The organism is Thermocrinis sp. (assembly GCF_036781485.1).
Classification (GTDB): domain Bacteria; phylum Aquificota; class Aquificia; order Aquificales; family Aquificaceae; genus Thermocrinis.
The window spans coordinates 25,756-41,949 of sequence record NZ_DAIQAX010000011.1 but is presented as its reverse complement, the minus strand read 5'-3'; the positions used below and the strand labels follow the sequence as shown (position 1 = coordinate 41,949).

Annotated in this window: 22 protein-coding genes and 1 CRISPR repeat array; of the genes, 7 read left to right on the top strand and 15 right to left on the bottom strand. The window is 41.6% G+C overall.

Going from position 1 to position 16,194, the window contains the following annotated elements:
- Position 1: 1 nt before the first annotated feature.
- Positions 2 to 380: a CRISPR direct-repeat array (repeat unit 29 nt; unit sequence GTTCCTAATGAACCGTGTGGAGTTGAAAG).
- Between the two features lie 123 nt (positions 381 to 503).
- Entirely contained in the window at positions 504 to 1,613 is a 1,110-nt protein-coding gene (locus tag V7P40_RS06675; RefSeq protein ID WP_333785197.1) for an MFS transporter, read from the top strand.
- On the opposite strand, the gene V7P40_RS06670 is transcribed toward V7P40_RS06675, so the two are convergent.
- Positions 1,592 to 1,912 carry a hypothetical protein gene (locus V7P40_RS06670; RefSeq protein ID WP_333785196.1) on the bottom strand — a complete coding sequence of 107 codons (321 nt, stop codon included), beginning with the start codon at positions 1,910 to 1,912 and terminating at the stop codon, positions 1,592 to 1,594. The genes V7P40_RS06675 and V7P40_RS06670 overlap by 22 nt on opposite strands.
- A 19-nt stretch (positions 1,913 to 1,931) precedes the next feature.
- Here V7P40_RS06670 and V7P40_RS06665 point away from each other — a divergent pair, with 19 nt between their 5' ends.
- Together V7P40_RS06665 and V7P40_RS06660 are read left to right on the top strand one after the other, a co-directional pair.
- Entirely contained in the window at positions 1,932 to 2,513 is a 582-nt protein-coding gene (locus tag V7P40_RS06665) for an RNA ligase partner protein (protein WP_333785195.1), read from the top strand.
- 68 nt (positions 2,514 to 2,581) lie between these two features.
- A complete protein-coding gene (locus V7P40_RS06660; RefSeq protein WP_333785194.1) occupies positions 2,582 to 2,926 on the top strand; it encodes an iron-sulfur cluster assembly accessory protein in 345 nt (114 codons plus the stop codon).
- A gap of 2 nt (positions 2,927 to 2,928) precedes the next feature.
- Here the strand turns inward: V7P40_RS06660 and V7P40_RS06655 are convergent, their stop codons facing one another.
- The 4 genes from V7P40_RS06655 to hisS are packed head-to-tail and all read right to left on the bottom strand — an operon-like array spanning position 2,929 to position 6,291.
- Positions 2,929 to 3,315: a hypothetical protein gene (locus tag V7P40_RS06655; protein WP_333785193.1), complete on the bottom strand. Its 387-nt coding sequence runs from the start codon at positions 3,313 to 3,315 to the stop codon at positions 2,929 to 2,931.
- Positions 3,309 to 4,601, bottom strand: a complete 1,293-nt coding sequence (gene aroA, locus V7P40_RS06650) for a 3-phosphoshikimate 1-carboxyvinyltransferase (protein ID WP_333785192.1) — start codon at positions 4,599 to 4,601, stop codon at positions 3,309 to 3,311. The genes V7P40_RS06655 and aroA overlap by 7 nt, the downstream gene beginning before the upstream one ends.
- Before the next feature lie 21 nt (positions 4,602 to 4,622).
- On the bottom strand, positions 4,623 to 5,078 hold the full coding sequence (locus tag V7P40_RS06645; RefSeq protein WP_333785191.1) for a DUF1122 family protein: 456 nt from the start codon (positions 5,076 to 5,078) through the stop codon (positions 4,623 to 4,625).
- Positions 5,065 to 6,291, bottom strand: coding sequence for a histidine--tRNA ligase (hisS, locus tag V7P40_RS06640; protein WP_333785190.1), 1,227 nt, complete (start codon positions 6,289 to 6,291; stop codon positions 5,065 to 5,067). The genes V7P40_RS06645 and hisS overlap by 14 nt, the downstream gene beginning before the upstream one ends.
- A 206-nt stretch (positions 6,292 to 6,497) precedes the next feature.
- On the opposite strand from hisS, the gene panC reads away from it, so the two are divergent.
- The 3 genes from panC to nusB are packed head-to-tail and all read left to right on the top strand — an operon-like array spanning position 6,498 to position 8,243.
- Positions 6,498 to 7,361, top strand: coding sequence for a pantoate--beta-alanine ligase (panC, locus tag V7P40_RS06635; RefSeq protein ID WP_333785189.1), 864 nt, complete (start codon positions 6,498 to 6,500; stop codon positions 7,359 to 7,361).
- Positions 7,348 to 7,812 carry a 6,7-dimethyl-8-ribityllumazine synthase gene (ribH, locus tag V7P40_RS06630; RefSeq protein ID WP_333785188.1) on the top strand — a complete coding sequence of 155 codons (465 nt, stop codon included), beginning with the start codon at positions 7,348 to 7,350 and terminating at the stop codon, positions 7,810 to 7,812. The genes panC and ribH overlap by 14 nt, the downstream gene beginning before the upstream one ends.
- Positions 7,809 to 8,243 (top strand): transcription antitermination factor NusB, encoded by a 435-nt coding sequence (gene nusB, locus V7P40_RS06625; protein ID WP_333785187.1) that lies wholly within the window; start codon positions 7,809 to 7,811, stop codon positions 8,241 to 8,243. Before ribH ends, nusB begins: the two co-directional genes overlap by 4 nt.
- Here the strand turns inward: nusB and tatA are convergent.
- Complete coding sequence (gene tatA / locus V7P40_RS06620; protein ID WP_333785186.1) at positions 8,240 to 8,443, bottom strand: twin-arginine translocase TatA/TatE family subunit; 204 nt, start codon at positions 8,441 to 8,443, stop codon at positions 8,240 to 8,242. The genes nusB and tatA overlap by 4 nt on opposite strands.
- A gap of 6 nt (positions 8,444 to 8,449) precedes the next feature.
- The gene (locus V7P40_RS06615; protein WP_333785185.1) at positions 8,450 to 9,391 is read right to left on the bottom strand and encodes a UDP-glucuronic acid decarboxylase family protein; all 942 of its coding nucleotides are present in this window, start codon (positions 9,389 to 9,391) and stop codon (positions 8,450 to 8,452) included.
- A 41-nt stretch (positions 9,392 to 9,432) separates the two neighbouring features.
- Between V7P40_RS06615 and V7P40_RS06610 the strand changes: the two genes are divergently transcribed.
- Positions 9,433 to 9,696: a NifU family protein gene (locus tag V7P40_RS06610; protein ID WP_333785184.1), complete on the top strand. Its 264-nt coding sequence runs from the start codon at positions 9,433 to 9,435 to the stop codon at positions 9,694 to 9,696.
- A 608-nt stretch (positions 9,697 to 10,304) separates the two neighbouring features.
- On the opposite strand, the gene V7P40_RS06605 is transcribed toward V7P40_RS06610, so the two are convergent.
- The 8 genes from V7P40_RS06605 to guaA all read right to left on the bottom strand — a co-directional run bounded on the left by V7P40_RS06605 (position 10,305) and on the right by guaA (position 16,182).
- Entirely contained in the window at positions 10,305 to 11,558 is a 1,254-nt protein-coding gene (locus tag V7P40_RS06605; protein ID WP_333785183.1) for a nodulation protein NfeD, read from the bottom strand.
- Positions 11,559 to 11,803: 245 nt separating this feature from the next.
- Entirely contained in the window at positions 11,804 to 12,295 is a 492-nt protein-coding gene (locus V7P40_RS06600; protein WP_333785182.1) for a metal-binding protein, read from the bottom strand.
- A 3-nt stretch (positions 12,296 to 12,298) separates the two neighbouring features.
- Positions 12,299 to 12,742: a copper chaperone PCu(A)C gene (locus tag V7P40_RS06595; protein WP_333785181.1), complete on the bottom strand. Its 444-nt coding sequence runs from the start codon at positions 12,740 to 12,742 to the stop codon at positions 12,299 to 12,301.
- 46 nt (positions 12,743 to 12,788) lie between these two features.
- Positions 12,789 to 13,178: a hotdog fold thioesterase gene (locus V7P40_RS06590; protein WP_333785180.1), complete on the bottom strand. Its 390-nt coding sequence runs from the start codon at positions 13,176 to 13,178 to the stop codon at positions 12,789 to 12,791.
- A complete protein-coding gene (locus V7P40_RS06585; protein WP_333785179.1) occupies positions 13,150 to 13,773 on the bottom strand; it encodes a phosphoribosylanthranilate isomerase in 624 nt (207 codons plus the stop codon). Before V7P40_RS06585 ends, V7P40_RS06590 begins: the two co-directional genes overlap by 29 nt.
- Positions 13,760 to 14,104, bottom strand: coding sequence for a hypothetical protein (locus V7P40_RS06580; RefSeq protein WP_333785178.1), 345 nt, complete (start codon positions 14,102 to 14,104; stop codon positions 13,760 to 13,762). Before V7P40_RS06580 ends, V7P40_RS06585 begins: the two co-directional genes overlap by 14 nt.
- A 3-nt stretch (positions 14,105 to 14,107) precedes the next feature.
- Complete coding sequence (locus V7P40_RS06575) at positions 14,108 to 14,662, bottom strand: phosphatidate cytidylyltransferase (RefSeq protein ID WP_333785177.1); 555 nt, start codon at positions 14,660 to 14,662, stop codon at positions 14,108 to 14,110.
- Positions 14,653 to 16,182, bottom strand: coding sequence for a glutamine-hydrolyzing GMP synthase (gene guaA / locus V7P40_RS06570; RefSeq protein WP_333785176.1), 1,530 nt, complete (start codon positions 16,180 to 16,182; stop codon positions 14,653 to 14,655). Before guaA ends, V7P40_RS06575 begins: the two co-directional genes overlap by 10 nt.
- Positions 16,183 to 16,194: the final 12 nt, after the last annotated feature.

Sequence of the window (16,194 nt, the reverse complement as noted above, 5' to 3'; positions counted from 1 at the left end):
GGTTCCTAATGAACCGTGTGGAGTTGAAAGGTGATTGAGCAAAGAGCAGTGTTAAAACTCCAGCAAGGTTCCTAATGAACCGTGTGGAGTTGAAAGACGATATCCATCCCCCACGATTTATCTTTGAATATAACCGGTTCCTAATGAACCGTGTGGAGTTGAAAGTACAAAGTCGCTTTCGTAAAACGGCAAGGCAAAATCTGAGTTCCTAATGAACCGTGTGGAGTTGAAAGCTGTAAACGGTGCTGTAGATTTTGATCGCTTTATCAAAGTGTTCCTAATGAACCGTGTGGAGTTGAAAGGCGTATCTTGTGTTATACTTGCTTTATACTTGAGTTGTTCCTAATGAATCGTATGGAGTTGAAAGATGGAGTTGAAAGTACGGAGTTGAAATTTCAACAAGGAGGCTGTTGCTTCCCTTCTCATAAGAAGTTGATAGCGCTGAATTAAAACAAAGATTGTGATAAGCTTGTTAGAGTTTCCAATTTGTTTTGGAGTTGAAAATGAAAAAACTCCTCTCCTTTGCCCTCTTTGACTCTGGAGAGACCATCCTTGGAGCACTAATTTTTTCCACCTTTTATCCCCTTTACATAACTCAGCACATAGACCCCAAGCTTTATTCTTTCTTCTACGGCTTTGCCTTCTTTCTGTCCTTTTTTGTAGCCTTGCCCTTAGCAAAGGTGGCGGACAAGCGAGCTTTCAGAAAGCATTTTTTCATACTCTTTAGCATCCTTACTGTACTCTTTGGAGTGCTTTTAAGCTTGACAGTGCCCTATCCAAGGGGAAATCTATTTATCTACCTTTTAATGGTGGTTTTTCACCAGCAGACTATGGTGTTTTATAACTCCCTGCTTGCGGGACTTCCCCAGAAAGGTTTTGCATCAGGTTTTGGAGTAGCCTTTGGATACTTAGGGTCTTCCGTAAGCCTTATCTTTTTGGCAAGCTGGCTGAAAGTGCCGGAGGTATTCTATCAGGCATCTTTCATATTTTTTATCTTAGCCCTTCCTGCCATAGCAAACTTGCCCAACCCACCTTCCAGAAAAGCTGTGAGCATTAAGGAAGTGACAAGTGATAGAAAATTCTTGCTTTTAATACTTTCCATCCTAAGCCTTACCGAAGTAGCCAATACGCTTATAGCCATGATGGGTGTTTATCTGAAGAATGCCTACATGCTTGAGGCAAAGGAGATCTACAGGGTAATAGGGCTGTCAGCGTTGGGTGGAGTGCTGGGTGGAATAATCTTTGGAAGACTAACAGATAAATTGGGAGCCAAAACTCTTTTCCCTTTAGCTTTCTTACTTTGGCCGTGTTTTTTAGTTTTGCTATTTTTCATACCAAAGGACTTTGTTTTAATATTGGGACTTTTGGGAGGGCTTTCCCTTTCGCACCTTTGGACTACCTCAAGGGTTTTACTTATAGAGAGCTTTCCCGCAGAAGAAGTTTCCGTCAGGATGTCCTTTTTGTCTTTAACTGAAAGGATCGCATCCACCACCGGACTTTGGACCTGGAGCCTTTTTATGCTTCTTACTCAAAACAACTACAAGCTGTCTGCTTTGTTGATGATTGTCTTTCCAACGCTGGGTTTTTTACTTTACTGGTTTTCCAAAAGGTAACATTCCCACCTTGGTGGGCTTAGGTTGATTCCGCAACCAAGGGAGGAAAGGTCGTAAATTTTAAAGTGCGTTGGTTCAGATGGTGTATGAACAAACAAAAAGGCAGTAGCCTGAGGTATGTGTTTTTCCTTTTCCTTCCAAGACTTTATCGTCAGGATAATATCCTTTAGTTTTTCTTTTGCTTGTTGCGAGCTAAGTGTGGTTTGAAAGGAGTGCTCTTTTAAAATCCAAATGCCATCGGGGATGTTTTCTAATATCTCCAAAGCTCTGTCTTCCGAAGGTATCCCGTAAAAGCGCACAGTATAATTTTAATTCACTATGGAAATTTTTGTCCTTGATACCAGCGTATTCACAAATCCAGATGTTTATTCCCAGTTTGAAGAGGACCAGCTCGGTGCCATAGAGAATTTTCTCTCCCTTGCCTCCCATGCAAAAGCCCAGTTTTACATGCCCACTTCTGTTTATGAAGAGTTTAACAAGATGGTATCCTTGGGGGAGCTAAAACCAAAGTTTGAGCTTGTGGTGCGCATAAGGTCTCCAAGACGGTTTAACTTGATGATACCTGCAGAATTTTTGTACGAATTTATAGAAGAGATAAGGTACAGAATAAACAAAGGTCTAAGGGTAGCAGAAGAGCATACTAAAGAAGCCGGTAGGCTTACAGAAACGGAAACTGGCAAGGTAATAAACAAGCTTAGGGAAAAATACAGGGAAGCCCTACGAAGTGGAATAATAGACAGCAAGGAAGATGCAGACGTTTTACTTCTTGCCTACGAGCTGGACGGTATCCTCATAACAGGAGACGAGGGATTGCATCGCTGGGCGGATAGAGTTGGAATAAAGCTCGTAGATGCAAAGAGCTTTAAATACATCTTGGAAAGCTTAGCAGGTATTAGGTGACGGCTATCATATTGCACACTTCGAAAACTTTCTTATTTTTTGAGTAAAACTTTTTAAGGAGGTAAGTCATGCAACAGATTGCTTACAACTTTTTTGCCACAGAGAAGGCAGTGCAAGAGGTGACACGTATAGCAAAGGAGAACAACATAGCAGAGCCCATTTTAAGAATAAGGGTTGTCCCAGGAGGTTGCTCTGGGTTCCAATACGCCATGGGTTTTGACGACACCATAGAGGAAGGAGATTTTGTCTTTGAATATTCTGGGCTGAAGATAGTCATAGACCAGTTCTCCATGCCATACGTGAATAACGCAGAGCTTGACTATGTGATGGACTTTATGGGCGGTGGTTTCACGATAAGGAACCCGAACGTAACTGGATCTTGCGGTTGTGGAAACAGCTTCTCCTGCGGATAAACTTACTCCCCCCTTCGGGGGGTTTCTGTTATATAAACCTCTACCCTTTCAGGTTCTAACTTTTCTACAGAAACAATAAGCTTGTAAGGATTGCTAACTTGGACTTCAAGGGCGTGTCTTCCCACTGACAAGCCTCTAACATCTACAAAAGGTTTAACTCCATCCACCATGTCTGCTGATGCTAACTTTTCCACAAAGTGTATTTTCATCCTGACTTTCTTTCTGGAAAGCTTATAGCTGTATCTTTCCTCCGCGTTTCTTATTTCCAGCTCCTTTTCAACGGATACCACCGACTTGGTTCCAAAGTTAAGAACAAACCAGAAAAGAAAACCAATAACCAAGGATAAGGCTTTGTAGTGAAAATCCTCTAAAAAAAGCTTTTTTAACATGCTAATTGTATTAAATGATCGTAAAATTCAGGATAGGAAACTGCTACGCATTCTGGATCGTCTATGGTTGTTTCACCTTCTGCCACCAGACCGGCTATGCTAAAGCTCATGGCTATTCTGTGGTCTCCGTAAGTCTTTATGATAGTCCCTTTGAGAGATCGACCCCCTTCTACAGAAAAGCCGTCTTCGTATTCCTCCACCTTTGCACCCATTTTCCTTAAATTTTGCACTATAGCCTTAATTCTGTCACTTTCCTTTACCCTAAGCTCCTGTGCGCCTCTTACTGTGGAAACTCCATTTGCAAAAGCCATGAGTACGGCCAAAATGGGAATTTCGTCTATAAGACTTGGCACTTCTTCCTCTTTAACTTGAACAGGCTTTAGCGTGTCTGTATATCTAACGTATATATCCGCCACCTGCTCTCCGGATATTTCCCTTACGTTTTCGTAGCTTATTTTTGCCCCCATTTCCCTTAGCTTTCTAAAAAAGCCATCCCTGGTAGGATTTACAAGCACATCCTTTAGTAAAACTTCACTATCCTTTAAAAGCACCGCAGCGGAAGCAAAAAAAGCAGCAGAAGATGGATCCGCCGGACAAACCATATGAATTGGCTTCAGACTTTGCCCACCCTCTAACTTTATCACCCTTCCCTTTTCCGTGTCGTAAGAAACAAGCTCCACTCCCATAGCCTTTAACATCCTTTCCGTGTGATCCCTTGACAGATAAGGCTCATAGACTTCTGTTAAACCTTCAGCCCTTAAGCCAGCAAGAAGGATGCAAGACTTTACCTGGGCAGAAGCTTTCTTGTTAAAGAAGGAAATACCTTTTAGAGTATTACCCCTTACCGCTATGGGCAGTTTATCCCCTTTCTCTCTGCCGTCTATTTTAGCGCCCATTTGCCTTAGTGGCTCTACCACGCGTAGCATAGGTCTTTTTCTTAGACTTTTATCTCCAGTTATGACCGAAAAGAAAGGCTGAGTGGATAGAACCCCCAACATAAGCCTTGCGGTGGTTCCCGAGTTTCTTGCGTTTAGAATACCGGTTGGTTCCTTCAGCAGAAAGTTCGAGCCCTTTATTTTTAACGTTCCACCTTTCTTGACAATCTTAACCCCTAAGGCCTTCATTATGCTTAGCGTGGCTAAGGTATCTTTTGACTCAAGCCAGTTTTCTACTGAGCTCTCTCCCTCTGCCAAAGAAGGCAGGATAACCGCCCTGTGGGAGATAGACTTATCCGATGGAACCCTTAGCTCTCCTTTCAAACAGTGGATTTTAGGTATAACTTTCACGCTCTAAGATTATAAGAAATTTTAGCTTCTTTCTGCTTGCAACTTGTAGCCCCCTTCCATCCAACCCTCTGGATAATACCAATCTCTAAAAAAGGTATAGCCCAATCCTTTTAGCTTTCTTCCCAACCTTGTTTCCTCAGGTGGAAGTCCAGCCTTTAGCTCTTTATGAGTCTGGAAATCGTTGTAGTATTCCACAAAGACCCTTCTGTAGCACTGACTGATAAGAGAAAGCAAAACATCCTCCGCAGGACTTCCAAAAAATTCCTCCTCTATGTGAAAAAGTTCTATCCACTCCTTGTAGTATGGCCTCCTTCCGTAAAAGGCTTTGGCAAACAAAAGGCGCTTTCCGTTTAGGCCTATTTCGTAGTTTTGCTCTTCCGCAAACCTTCCCCTACTTACCGAAATTAAACCCAACCTACCCTGAGGAAGTTCTATTCCTTCCTTGAGCTTTTGTTTAATATCCTCAAAACACCTCACTTAGCACACCTTTCAAACTATACTTTGTTTGTTCTCCGGTATGAAGGTTCTTCACAGATATACTTTCTTCTTTCATCTCATCCTCACCAACGATAACAGCGTAATCTGCCTTAAGTTTATTCGCAAGCTCTAACTGCTTTTTTAAGCTACCCCTTTTGTAAGACAGCTCTACCCTTTTGCCTTTCTCCCTCAAAAGCTCACACACTCTAAGGGCATAGCCTACGGTATCTCCTATAGGTATGACCATGTAGATCGGATCTTTTGGTGGTGGTTCTTTTACAAACATACTCAAACGCTCCACACCCACTGCAAAACCCACAGCTGGAGTAGAGACTCCCCCCATCTCTTCCACAAGGTAGTCATACCTACCACCAGCTATTACCGTGATGTTAAGCTCTTCGGAAACCATTTCAAACACTGTTCTTGTATAGTAGTCCAGCCCCCTTACTAGATTTGGATTTTCAACGTAAGGAATGCCCAAAACTTCTAAGTAATCAAGAAGTTCTCGGTGATGGTTCTTACAATCTTCACACAAAAAGTCCAACATTTTTGGAGCATCCTTCACTGCCTCCTTGCAGGTAGGGACTTTACAATCAAGCACTCTAAGAGGGTTTCTATCCTTTCTGTCTATACAGTCTTGGCAGAGAGCGCCAGATACGCCGTTCAAATACTCTACGAGAGCTTTTCTATAATTTGGTCTGCAAACTTTACAGCCTATTGAATTTATCTCCACGGAGCAGTTTATGTTCAAATCCTTGAGTATTTTGTAAGATATATTTATTGTCTCCGCATCCACTAAAGGATCTGAACTTCCAAACACCTCCGCCCCAATCTGATGAAATTGTCTGTACCTTCCTGCCTGAGGCCTTTCATACCTAAACATGGGCCCTTCGTAGAAAAGTTTGGTGTATGGTTTTATTGCAAATAGCCTGTGCTGGATAAAAGCTCTAACCGCACCCGCTGTTCCTTCCGGTCTAAGCGCCAAAAGTCTTCCCTTTTTATCTGGGAATACGAACATTTCCTTCTGAACTATGTCTGTAGCTTCCCCTATACTTCTCTGAAATACTTCCGCATACTCAACTACAGGTAGGATGATCTCTTCAAAGTTGTGAAGCTGAAGGATTCTTCTTACGGTACGTCTTACAAGGTTAAACTTATCCAGCTCCTCTCCAAATAGGTCATGAAAACCTCTAACACTTCTAAACTCTTCCATACAGTCTAAAATTATAAGTAAATCTCTTGTGATAGCTCACTTTCTTTACCTATACCAATCCTATTGAGGATAGCCTTGCCTCTCAGGGAATCCTTAGGTATGACCACCTCTTTGTTAGATCCCACCACCTTACTTAGGATTTTAGCCCAACGCCTGGTTTATACTATGATCTTTGTCTGAATCAGATATAATTATTCGGAGGAAAAATGCCAAGGCTGTTTAGAAGAATAAAGGAAATCAGAGGGTTTATAAAGGACATAAAGTGTAGAGGAAACAATGTTTCTGTGGGGCTTGTGCCTACTATGGGTTACTTACATGAAGGACATCTGAAGCTCATAAGACTTTCAAAACTGCAGAATGATCTCACGGTTGTAAGTATATACGTAAATCCACTTCAGTTTGGAGCAGGGGAGGACTTTGATCGGTATCCCAGAGATTTAGACAGAGATCTTGCACTTTGTGAGGAAGCAGGTGTGGATGTGGTATTTGCTCCAGATGATGAAGAGGTGTATCCAGAGCATCCAAGCGTGAAAATAGAAATCCCAGGGTTGACAGATAGATTGGAAGGTGTTTACAGACCAGGACACTTTAACGGTGTAGCTATAGTGGTGTTGAAACTCTTTAACATAGTTCAACCTGATAGAGCCTACTTTGGAGAAAAGGACTATCAACAGCTAAAGGTTGTGGAAAGATTAGTGAAAGATCTGTCCATTCCCGTAGAGATTATTCCCGTGCCTACGGTAAGAGAAGAAGACGGCCTTGCTTGCAGTTCCAGAAACGTCTATCTTAGTCCAGAAGAAAAGCAAAGCGCATTGGCTATATACAGGTCTTTCTTATTGGCTCAAAAACTCTTTCAAGGTGGAAACACAGATGCTGATCTGTTAAAGCAGGCAATAAGAGAGTTTCTTTTAAAACACCCCCACGTGAGCAAAATTGATTACGTGGAGATAACAGATGAAAACTTAAATCCTGTGAGTGAGGTAAAGGATGGGGACAGAATCTTGGTGGCTGTTTTTGTAGGCAACACAAGACTGATAGACAACTGGAGGATAAGCCATGAGAAAGTATGAAGGCATGCTTACAGCCAAAGGTATAAAGGTTGGTATTGTAGCTAGTAGGTTTAACCATGCAATAGTGGAGAGGTTGGTAGAGGGTGCAATAGACTGTTTTTTAAGACACGAGGGAGAAGAAGAGAATTTAACCTTGGTTAGAGTGCCAGGATCTTGGGAGATTCCTATGGCAGTCAAAGAACTTCTGCTCAAAGAAAACATTGAAGGAGTAGTAGCCCTTGGAGTTTTGATAAGAGGTGCCACTCCCCATTTTGACTACATAGCTAATGAGGTATCAAAGGGTTTGGCGATGCTTAGTTTGGAACACAGAAAACCTGTATCCTTTGGCATTATTACCGCAGACACCTTAGAACAAGCCATAGAAAGGGCAGGAACAAAACATGGAAATAAAGGATGGGACGCCATGCTTTCGGTAATAGAGATGATAAACCTCTTTAAAGGTATAAGATGACCATTTATAAAACGAAAGCGAGAGAGGACGCCTTTTTAGTCCTTTATCAGTGGGACATCAAGGGAGGGAACTTAGAAGAAATTATAGAAGAATACATAGCTATGAATAGGATAAAACACGAAGAAAGGAGAAGATACTTGAGGAAACTCTTAAGAACCTACTTTAATCACGCCGAAGCTATCGATAAACAAATAACGGACAATCTTGAAGGTTGGGACTTTGACAGATTGGGCTACATAGAGAGAAACATCCTTAGGTTGGCTCTCGCCGAATTACTTTACATAAAAGTGAAGTATCCCGTGCTTGTCCTTTACGATTACCTTAGAATAGCCACCAAGTATGCAGGAAAGACACCAGCAAAGTTTATCAATGGAGTTATATCAAAAATAAATCCTTTAAGCATCCCTTACAATCCTAAGGATAACGCTTAGACCTTCTCCTTATTTACCTCTTCACCCTTTACTTCCTTCACTTTCTTTTCCTCTTCCGTTTCACCAGATAGTGCTTTCTTGAAATTTCTTATACCCTCGCCTAAGCCCCTTCCCACTTCGGGTAGTTTGGAAGCACCAAACAGAAGAAAAACTATAAGCAGTATTACCAACAACTCCGTTAGATTAGGCATGTGAAACATTTTATATCACCTCCTTAGGTATGATTTTAACCATTCTACGGTTTTTTTCAAGCCTTCTTTCAAACTTGTCTTAGGTTCCCAACCTAGAAGTTCCTTAGCCTTTCTTATGTCAGGACATCTTCTCCTTGGATCCTCTTCCCTTCCTTTTAGCATCTGTATAGGCGAGTCAGAATTTGTCACTTCCAATACAAGCTTTGCAAGGTCCAATATGCTTATCTCTTCTGGATTGCCTAAGTTGATGACCTGACCTTCTAAATGGTCAGTGATAGAAAGTTTAAAAATACCATCCACTAAATCTTCTATATAGCAAAAACTCCTGGTTTGACTTCCATCTCCATGGACGGGGATAGGCTCACCCTTTAAAGCCCTAGAGAGAAAGGTAGGAATTACCCTGCCATCATCCATCCTCATCCTCTCGCCGTAGGTGTTAAATATCCTTGCTATTCTGACGTCTACTTTGTGCTCTCTCCAATAGGCCATGCACAGAGCTTCCGAAAATCTCTTTGCTTCCGAATAGACACTTCTAACACTTACAGGATTTACATATCCCCAGTAATCTTCCCTTTGGGGATGAACCTGCGGATCTCCGTAAACTTCGGAAGAGGATGCGAAAACATACCTTGCGGACTTTAGCTTGGCAAGTCCTAAGGTGTTTAGCGTCCCTAAGGAGTCTACCTTCATGGTGTGTATTGGGTGGTTAAGATAATCAACGGGTGATGCAGGACAGGCAAAGTGCAGTATCAAGTCCAAAGGTCCATCCACGTACAGGTAATTTACCACGTTGTAATGGATGAACTTGAACTTAGGATGTCCGATAAGGTGAGCTATGTTGTCTGGATTTCCTGTTATAAAATTATCCATACCAATAACTTCAAAACCTTCTTTGAGAAATCTATCGCACAGATGGGACCCAATAAACCCAGCGCAACCGGTTATCAAAACTCGCACGATAGAATTATATTATTAATTAACTAAGGAGGTGATTAAGGATGGCAATGCCCACAAGGGAAGAAATTGAAGCGGTTTTGGATGAGATAAGGCCCGCCCTTAGGTTTGACGGTGGAGATGTAGAGTTGGTGGATGTTCAAGAGGATGGAGTTGTGTTAGTTAGAATGATGGGAGCTTGTGCGGGTTGTGGTATGTCTGTGCTTACGCTTAAGGCAGGTATAGAAAGGGCTTTAAAAAATAGATTTCCCGAAATAAAGGAAGTGAGGGACATTAACTTAGACATACCCACAACCTTTGGCTTTTAGGTGTGTTAGTCTTTGATTTATTGTTAGGAGTAGCGGTAGGTGTAGTTTATGTCGAGGTGCTATTTAGAGTTTTTAAGCGCGGCACCTCTTGGACATTGCTTACTTACCCTATTAGAGTGTCCGTTTTTGCTTTTTTGATGACGGTTTTTTTGCTAAAAGGTGGGGTTATAAAAGCTATAGCTCTAATTACTGGCTTTTTCATTGGGCTGTTGATACACACCATAATTAGGGGGTTTTTTAAAGTTGGATTTCCTAAACTTTCTTGAGCCTTTGTTTTTAAACTCAGTCTTTCAGTTTTTTGTCTATCTTGCACTACTCCAAATATTAGCCCAAGTGTTCTTGGAGAGAAGAGTAGCCTTTTGGGTAGCGTCCCTATCCACTACTTATCTTTGGACTATTAATTTTGAACCCATAACACCTTTAAAAGGTTGGACTGTAATCCTAACCATACTGTTTGTTTATTTTTTAATAAAACACATTTTCCATATAAACCTTTTCTTGCTCTTAAAAGGGAAAAAAAGATGCAGCATGTGCTACTCTGAAGTTCATAGAAAAGCCCTCATATGCCCATTCTGTCATCATAAATTTTCTAAGAAAGAAGAAAGTGTTTAAAGTTTCTTTACGTAAAGCGTTAGACCTTTAACTTCTTCTACCAATACTCTGTCGCCTTTTTTAATGTCGTCTTTACTTATTGAATTCCATATTTCACCCTTTATGAAAACCTTTCCCTTTCCGTTTTTAAAGTCCATGATGGCTTCTCCTTCTTCTCCTATGAGCCCTTCAGATCCAGTTATCTTTTTCCTTTTCTGTGCTTTTAAGCCAAGCCTTCCGGCAACCAAGAAGAAAAATGTAGTGGCAAATACCATGGTGGCTATAACAGAAAGGGGGATGTCCCCATAGGGAGAGTCTGGACTGATTAAAACTAAGGAACCTATAGCCAAAGCTACCATACCTGCTATAGCCAAGCCCCCAAAGGTTGGTGTGATAAGCTCTAACACGAGCAAAAGCAAACCTGCCAAAATAAGGAGCAAACCAAGCCAGTTTATACCTATGATCCCCAAACCGTATAAGCCCAGAAGAAGGCTGACAATGCCCACCGCACCTGGAATTATGGCACCGGGATTGTAAAGTTCAAAGAATATACCGTAAAAACCTATTAAAAGTAGCATGTAAGCTACGGTGGGATTTGTGATTATCTTTAAAAAGGATTCCCTTATGCTCTCTTGCACATCTACTACAGGCACACCAGAGGTTGTTATGACAATTTCCCTTCCGTGCTTTTTTACTTTCCTACCATCTAACTTTTTCAAAAGATCAGCCCTATCTACTGCTATCAGGTCTATCACTCCCTCCCTTAGAGCTTCGTCTGGAGTAAGAGAAATGCTTTCTTTGACCATCTTTTCAAGCACTTCTGAATTTCTTCCCTTCTCCTTTGCTATGGACCTTACAAAAGCTAACATATCCTGAAGGGCTTTTTCTTTTACTGCCTCCTCCATTTTCTCTCCACTTACCTGAACCGGATGGGCTGCTCCTATGTTCGTCCCTGGAGCCATTGCCGCTATGTCTGCGGAAGCTGTTATTATTGCACCAGCGGAGGCTGCCCTTCCCCCAGGAGGATAAACATACACCACCACTGGCAATGGGGTTTTCTGAAACTCCTGGATTATCTGCCTCATGGAAGTTTCAAGCCCTCCGGGGGTATTGAGCTCAAGGATAAAAAGCGTTCCATTTTCCTTTTCTGCTTTAGCTATGTTCCTTTTAATATATTCAAGCATTATAGGACTAACCGCATCGTCCCACTTTGCGTAAAAAATTTTTCCAAAGGACATACTCACAAGCAACAACAACAAAAGTAGAAGCATAGTTAATAGTTTAATACGTTGGGTGAGAAATTAACCAAGCACATAATTTTTTCTGAAAAAGCTATAGCCAACAGCATACCCATAAAGGTAAGTCGAAAGCGTTATACCTTTTTGGTGTTCTTCCTGCTTTATTAGATACCTTGTCTCCCCGAGGCTTTTCTAACAAGATAAATTGCCCTTTTCCTAATTTCTCACCCAACGTATTTTCTTGTTAAAGATCTTATATTAGGGTATTAGGGAGATGGTTAAAAAGGTCTAATCTTTACCCACAAACTCCATAAAACATCAACAAGTATGTGCATAATCTCAGAAGCGATTAAGCCTAAGATTACGTAAAACACGGATTCTTTGTATGCTATTCTTTCAACCAACGAAAGGGGATTAATCGTAGAAACTTCCTCTGAAACACCCAGATATAAGTAAAAAGCTAAGTATATCAAGTAGTATAAAAGAACTGAGAAAACTAATATATAAAACAGCCTTATGAACGTTCCAAGTATTGGTATATGTGATAGCCCGCGATGCTTAGACTTTTTCTGATATGGATACCAGATAATCTTTAAGAATCTCCACCTTTTGGATGGTTTGGAGTGTTTAAGGTCTAAGTCGGGGGACAGAAAAAACGTTCCGATTAAGTAGCCCAAACTGAAGGGTACGTAAAATTCTTTTGGTAAAAAAAATAAAAAGCCCGGGAGGGCTAGAAGGTTTAAAAACTCGTGGGATTTAGCTAAAGCCAAGGCTTAGTGTCCCTGCTTGTGTTCATGATGTTCCATCTTTCCCATGGCTTTTTTAACTGGAGCTTGAACTTTTATCTCTCCAGCTTTTTCAAATTTTAAGGTGATCTCTACAGTTTGTCCTTCTTTGAGAGGTTCTTTTAGGTCTATTATCATTACGTGCAAGCCACTGGGCTTTAGCTCCACTGTTTTCCCTGCCGGCACCTCTATTGCATTAACTTTGCGCATCTTCCCACCTACCGTTTCGTGCAGTTCGGTTATCTTAGATACGTTGTTAGAAGCATCTACAAGTTTGTCTGCTTCAGTGCCTTTGTTTTCAATCTTCATATAAGCTGCGGTGTTTTTTGAATTCGGAGGTACAAGCCTTACCCATGGGTCCTTGACTTCAATCTTTGGTTGGGCTAAGGCTAAGGCACCAGCACCAAGGCCTATCAGAACAGTTTTTACCATGGCGCAACCTCCTTTGATAATGTTTGATTTAAATTTATCACAATATTCAAATCAAGTCAAGCACGTGTTTTTCTGGAACCACGCATAGAAATTCTCCCTCAAAGACTAAGTCCAAGTTTCTAAAAACCTTTACTTCAACCCACCTCTTTTTTCCTTCTGATTTTACAACTTTTCCCTCAGCCTTGAGCACTTCTCCCAAAACTACCGGTTTTTTAAAATCCACCTTTGCAGAGGCCAACACAACCGTAGGTTCATTTACAGACAGCATGGCACAGTAGTCCGCGAGGCTGAAGATAAAGCCACCGTGTATGAGGCCCTTTTCGTCTGCTACCATGTTTTCCTTCGTTTCAAGGACCACCACCGCATAACCTTCTTTTAGTTCTACTGGCTTACCGCTTAGACTTTGATCAATCTTTAAGTGCGTTCTTAACTGCATGGATAAATTCCTCCATCTTCTTGTGATCTTTTATGCCGGGAGAGGATTCTATCCCAGAAGAAACATCCACTCCGTATGGTCTAACTATCTTTATAGCCTTCTGCACGTTTTCCTTTTTTAGCCCACCAGACAGAAAAACTCTGAAGCCCATGTTCACTACGGACTGTGCTATAGTCCAATCAAAGCTCTCTCCAGTGCCACCGTATGCTTTCTCTGAGTAAGTATCCAGCAGTATGGCGTGAGCGCCTTTCCAATCTTCAGCTACAGAGAAATTATCTATCACCCTGAAGGCTTTTATAACTCTTTCTAAGCCTACGCCTTTTGCAAACTCAAAGCTTTCCTCTCCATGAAGTTGAACCAAATCGGCACCCATACTTAAAGCCTTTTCCACCTCTTGATAGGATGGATTTACAAAAACTACAACTTTTTTAACTCCTTCCGAAAGCCTTAAAAGATTCTTCAGTTTTTCCCAACCTACCCATCGTGGGCTTTTTGGATACATGATAAAGCCCACGTAATCCACGCCAAGCTCTATGGCTTTTTTAATGTCCTCTTCTCTGGTAATACCGCAGAATTTTACTTTAACTGAGCTCATTTTCCACACCGTTATTTCTGTATTGGGCTTTCTTTAAAGCCATCAAAAGGTCTTCTCCCTTCATGTATAACTCAAGGGCCTCTTTCCAAACTTCCTCTTCCTCTACCTTAAAAAGTGGGTCCTCCAGTATGGTTCTCAGGATCTTTCCTATCCTTTCCCTCTCAAGTCCGTAGTTAAATTCAAGAATGTAAGCCAACTCCAAAAGGGTGTAGTTTGACACATAGACTTTTTGCTTTTTCTTCTCCAATTTTTTGAGCTCTTGCTCTATTTTGTGAGCTTCCTCTTTGCCCTCCAAAAGCTTTAGTATAGAGCGTGTGCCTACAGCTTTCACATCTTAAATTATACACGCCAAGGCGCTTCCTACTAAGGGAAGTAAAAAGTTATCGTCTATATTCTTTGGTAAAATCTCCACCACTGCGCCCACGAAAGCTATAAGTAAAGCAAAAGCTCCAACAAAAGGCCAAAGAGCAAGGCTTGAAAAGACAAAGAAAGCCCAAAATCCCTCCAAGCTTTTCTGACCTATCCTTATCCTTCCAAAATGGTAGCCTATCAGTCCCGCAAAGCCGTCTCCCACAGCTGTAAGAACTATACCCACCGCAGCGCACTCTTTTGTAAAAAACAGAAAGCTTAAGAATACGCCCAAATTTAGCCAAAGGGCTTGGATTGCTGGTCTTTCAAGGTTCTTTTCCCTTTCAAAAAGGTAAATAAGTTTGTAGATGGGTTTAATCTTGTCTTCCGCAAGTCTTAAAACAAAAACCAAGTTCAAAGCAAGGACAAATAAAGAGAAAATCAAAAGCCAGGTCTTTGGAAGGTAAAAGAGTGGGACAAGCCAAAACAAAACACTGAATATATGAAATACCTTTCTTCTAAATTCTAAGCTCACTCCCATTCTATGGTAGCTGGTGGTTTGGAAGAGATGTCATAAACTACTCTGTTTATTCCTTTAACTTCGTTGATTATCCTACGCATAACGTGGTCCAAAAACTCGTAGGGCAATCTGGACCAGTCTGCGGTCATTCCGTCCGTACTGTCCACCGCTCTCAAACCAACTACCCTTTCGTAAGTCCTCACGTCTCCCATAACCCCCACGCTCTTAACTGGAAGTAAAACCGCAAAGGCTTGCCAAACTTTGTTGTATAAGCCTGCCTTTTTTAGCTCCTCTATAAAAATGGCGTCCGCTTCTCTTAAGATTTCAAGGTCTTCTTCTTTCACTTCTCCTAATATCCTTATGGCAAGTCCTGGACCAGGGAAAGGGTGTCTTTCAAGTATTTCTTTTGGCACTCCCAAAAGCTTTCCCAACCTTCTGACCTCGTCTTTGAAGAGTTCCCTTAGCGGTTCAAGAAGCTCCAATGCCATCCTTTCTGGCAATCCACCTACGTTATGGTGAGTTTTTATAACCTGCGCCCCCTCTATGCCTGCGCTTTCTACCACATCTGGGTAAAGGGTGCCCTGAAGCAAAACCTGAGCGCCAAACTCTTTCGCTTCCTTTTCAAACACCTCCACAAAGGTGTGTCCTACTATCCTTCTCTTTTCCTCTGGGTCTTCCACGCTCTTTAGCCTTTCCAAGAACAACTTGCTTGCATTTACCCTTTTAAAGGGAAGGCCCATCTGCTTGAAGTGTTCTTCTACCTCCTGCGCCTCTCCCTTTCTCAATAGTCCGTGATCTACAAAAACACCCAAAAGATTATTGCCCACAGCCCTGTAGGTTAGCACAAAAGCGACGGTAGAATCCACACCACCAGAAAGAGCGCATATTACCTTTTTATTTCCCACCTGTTCCCTTATTTCCTTGACCTTCTCTTCCAAGAAGTTTTCCATCTTCCAATTTGTCTGTGCCTTTGCCACTTTGAAGAGAAAGTTAGCCAAGATCTCTTTTCCATACTGCGTGTGGGAAACTTCTGGATGGAACTGAACCCCGTATATAGGTTTGAACCTATGCTTTATTACTGCATAGGGTGAATTTTCTGAGCTTGCAAGGACCTCAAAGTCCTGAGGAAGCTTAGAAACTTTATCTGCGTGACTCATCCAAACGTCAAAATTTTTAGGAAGACCTTCAAAAAGCGGATCCTCTTTTAAAATCTCAAGCCTTGCTCTTCCATACTCTTGTTTTTGGGCTCTTTCTACGGTCCCACCAAGCTGATGAGTTATAGCCTGAAGTCCGTAGCATATACCAAGGATGGGAATGTTTAAGTCGTATATTTTCCTGTCCGGCAAGGGTGCGCCTTGCATATAGACGCTTGCAGGACCACCAGAGAGTATCAAAGCGTAAGGCTCATTTTCCATAATCTTTTCTAAGCTTTGGTAGAAAGGCACTATTTGACTATAAACTCCCAGTTCTCTGACCCTTCTGGCAATAAGTTGCACGTATTGGGAACCAAAGTTTAGTATAAGGACAGCTTTTCGCTTCATAAAAATATGTTA

What these genes read in the sequence shown, in the direction of transcription:
- V7P40_RS06675 (WP_333785197.1), top strand. Translation starts at nt 504, where the DNA reads ATGAAAAAACTCCTCTCCTTTGCCCTCTTTGACTCTGGAGAGACCATC.
- V7P40_RS06665 (WP_333785195.1), top strand. Translation starts at nt 1,932, where the DNA reads ATGGAAATTTTTGTCCTTGATACCAGCGTATTCACAAATCCAGATGTT.
- V7P40_RS06660 (WP_333785194.1), top strand. Translation starts at nt 2,582, where the DNA reads ATGCAACAGATTGCTTACAACTTTTTTGCCACAGAGAAGGCAGTGCAA.
- V7P40_RS06655 (WP_333785193.1), bottom strand. Translation starts at nt 3,315, where the DNA reads ATGTTAAAAAAGCTTTTTTTAGAGGATTTTCACTACAAAGCCTTATCC.
- hisS (WP_333785190.1), bottom strand. Translation starts at nt 6,291, where the DNA reads ATGGAAGAGTTTAGAAGTGTTAGAGGTTTTCATGACCTATTTGGAGAG.
- panC (WP_333785189.1), top strand. Translation starts at nt 6,498, where the DNA reads ATGCCAAGGCTGTTTAGAAGAATAAAGGAAATCAGAGGGTTTATAAAG.
- ribH (WP_333785188.1), top strand. Translation starts at nt 7,348, where the DNA reads ATGAGAAAGTATGAAGGCATGCTTACAGCCAAAGGTATAAAGGTTGGT.
- nusB (WP_333785187.1), top strand. Translation starts at nt 7,809, where the DNA reads ATGACCATTTATAAAACGAAAGCGAGAGAGGACGCCTTTTTAGTCCTT.
- tatA (WP_333785186.1), bottom strand. Translation starts at nt 8,443, where the DNA reads ATGTTTCACATGCCTAATCTAACGGAGTTGTTGGTAATACTGCTTATA.
- V7P40_RS06610 (WP_333785184.1), top strand. Translation starts at nt 9,433, where the DNA reads ATGGCAATGCCCACAAGGGAAGAAATTGAAGCGGTTTTGGATGAGATA.
- V7P40_RS06605 (WP_333785183.1), bottom strand. Translation starts at nt 11,558, where the DNA reads ATGCTTCTACTTTTGTTGTTGTTGCTTGTGAGTATGTCCTTTGGAAAA.
- V7P40_RS06595 (WP_333785181.1), bottom strand. Translation starts at nt 12,742, where the DNA reads ATGGTAAAAACTGTTCTGATAGGCCTTGGTGCTGGTGCCTTAGCCTTA.
- V7P40_RS06590 (WP_333785180.1), bottom strand. Translation starts at nt 13,178, where the DNA reads ATGCAGTTAAGAACGCACTTAAAGATTGATCAAAGTCTAAGCGGTAAG.
- V7P40_RS06585 (WP_333785179.1), bottom strand. Translation starts at nt 13,773, where the DNA reads ATGAGCTCAGTTAAAGTAAAATTCTGCGGTATTACCAGAGAAGAGGAC.
- V7P40_RS06575 (WP_333785177.1), bottom strand. Translation starts at nt 14,662, where the DNA reads ATGGGAGTGAGCTTAGAATTTAGAAGAAAGGTATTTCATATATTCAGT.
- guaA (WP_333785176.1), bottom strand. Translation starts at nt 16,182, where the DNA reads ATGAAGCGAAAAGCTGTCCTTATACTAAACTTTGGTTCCCAATACGTG.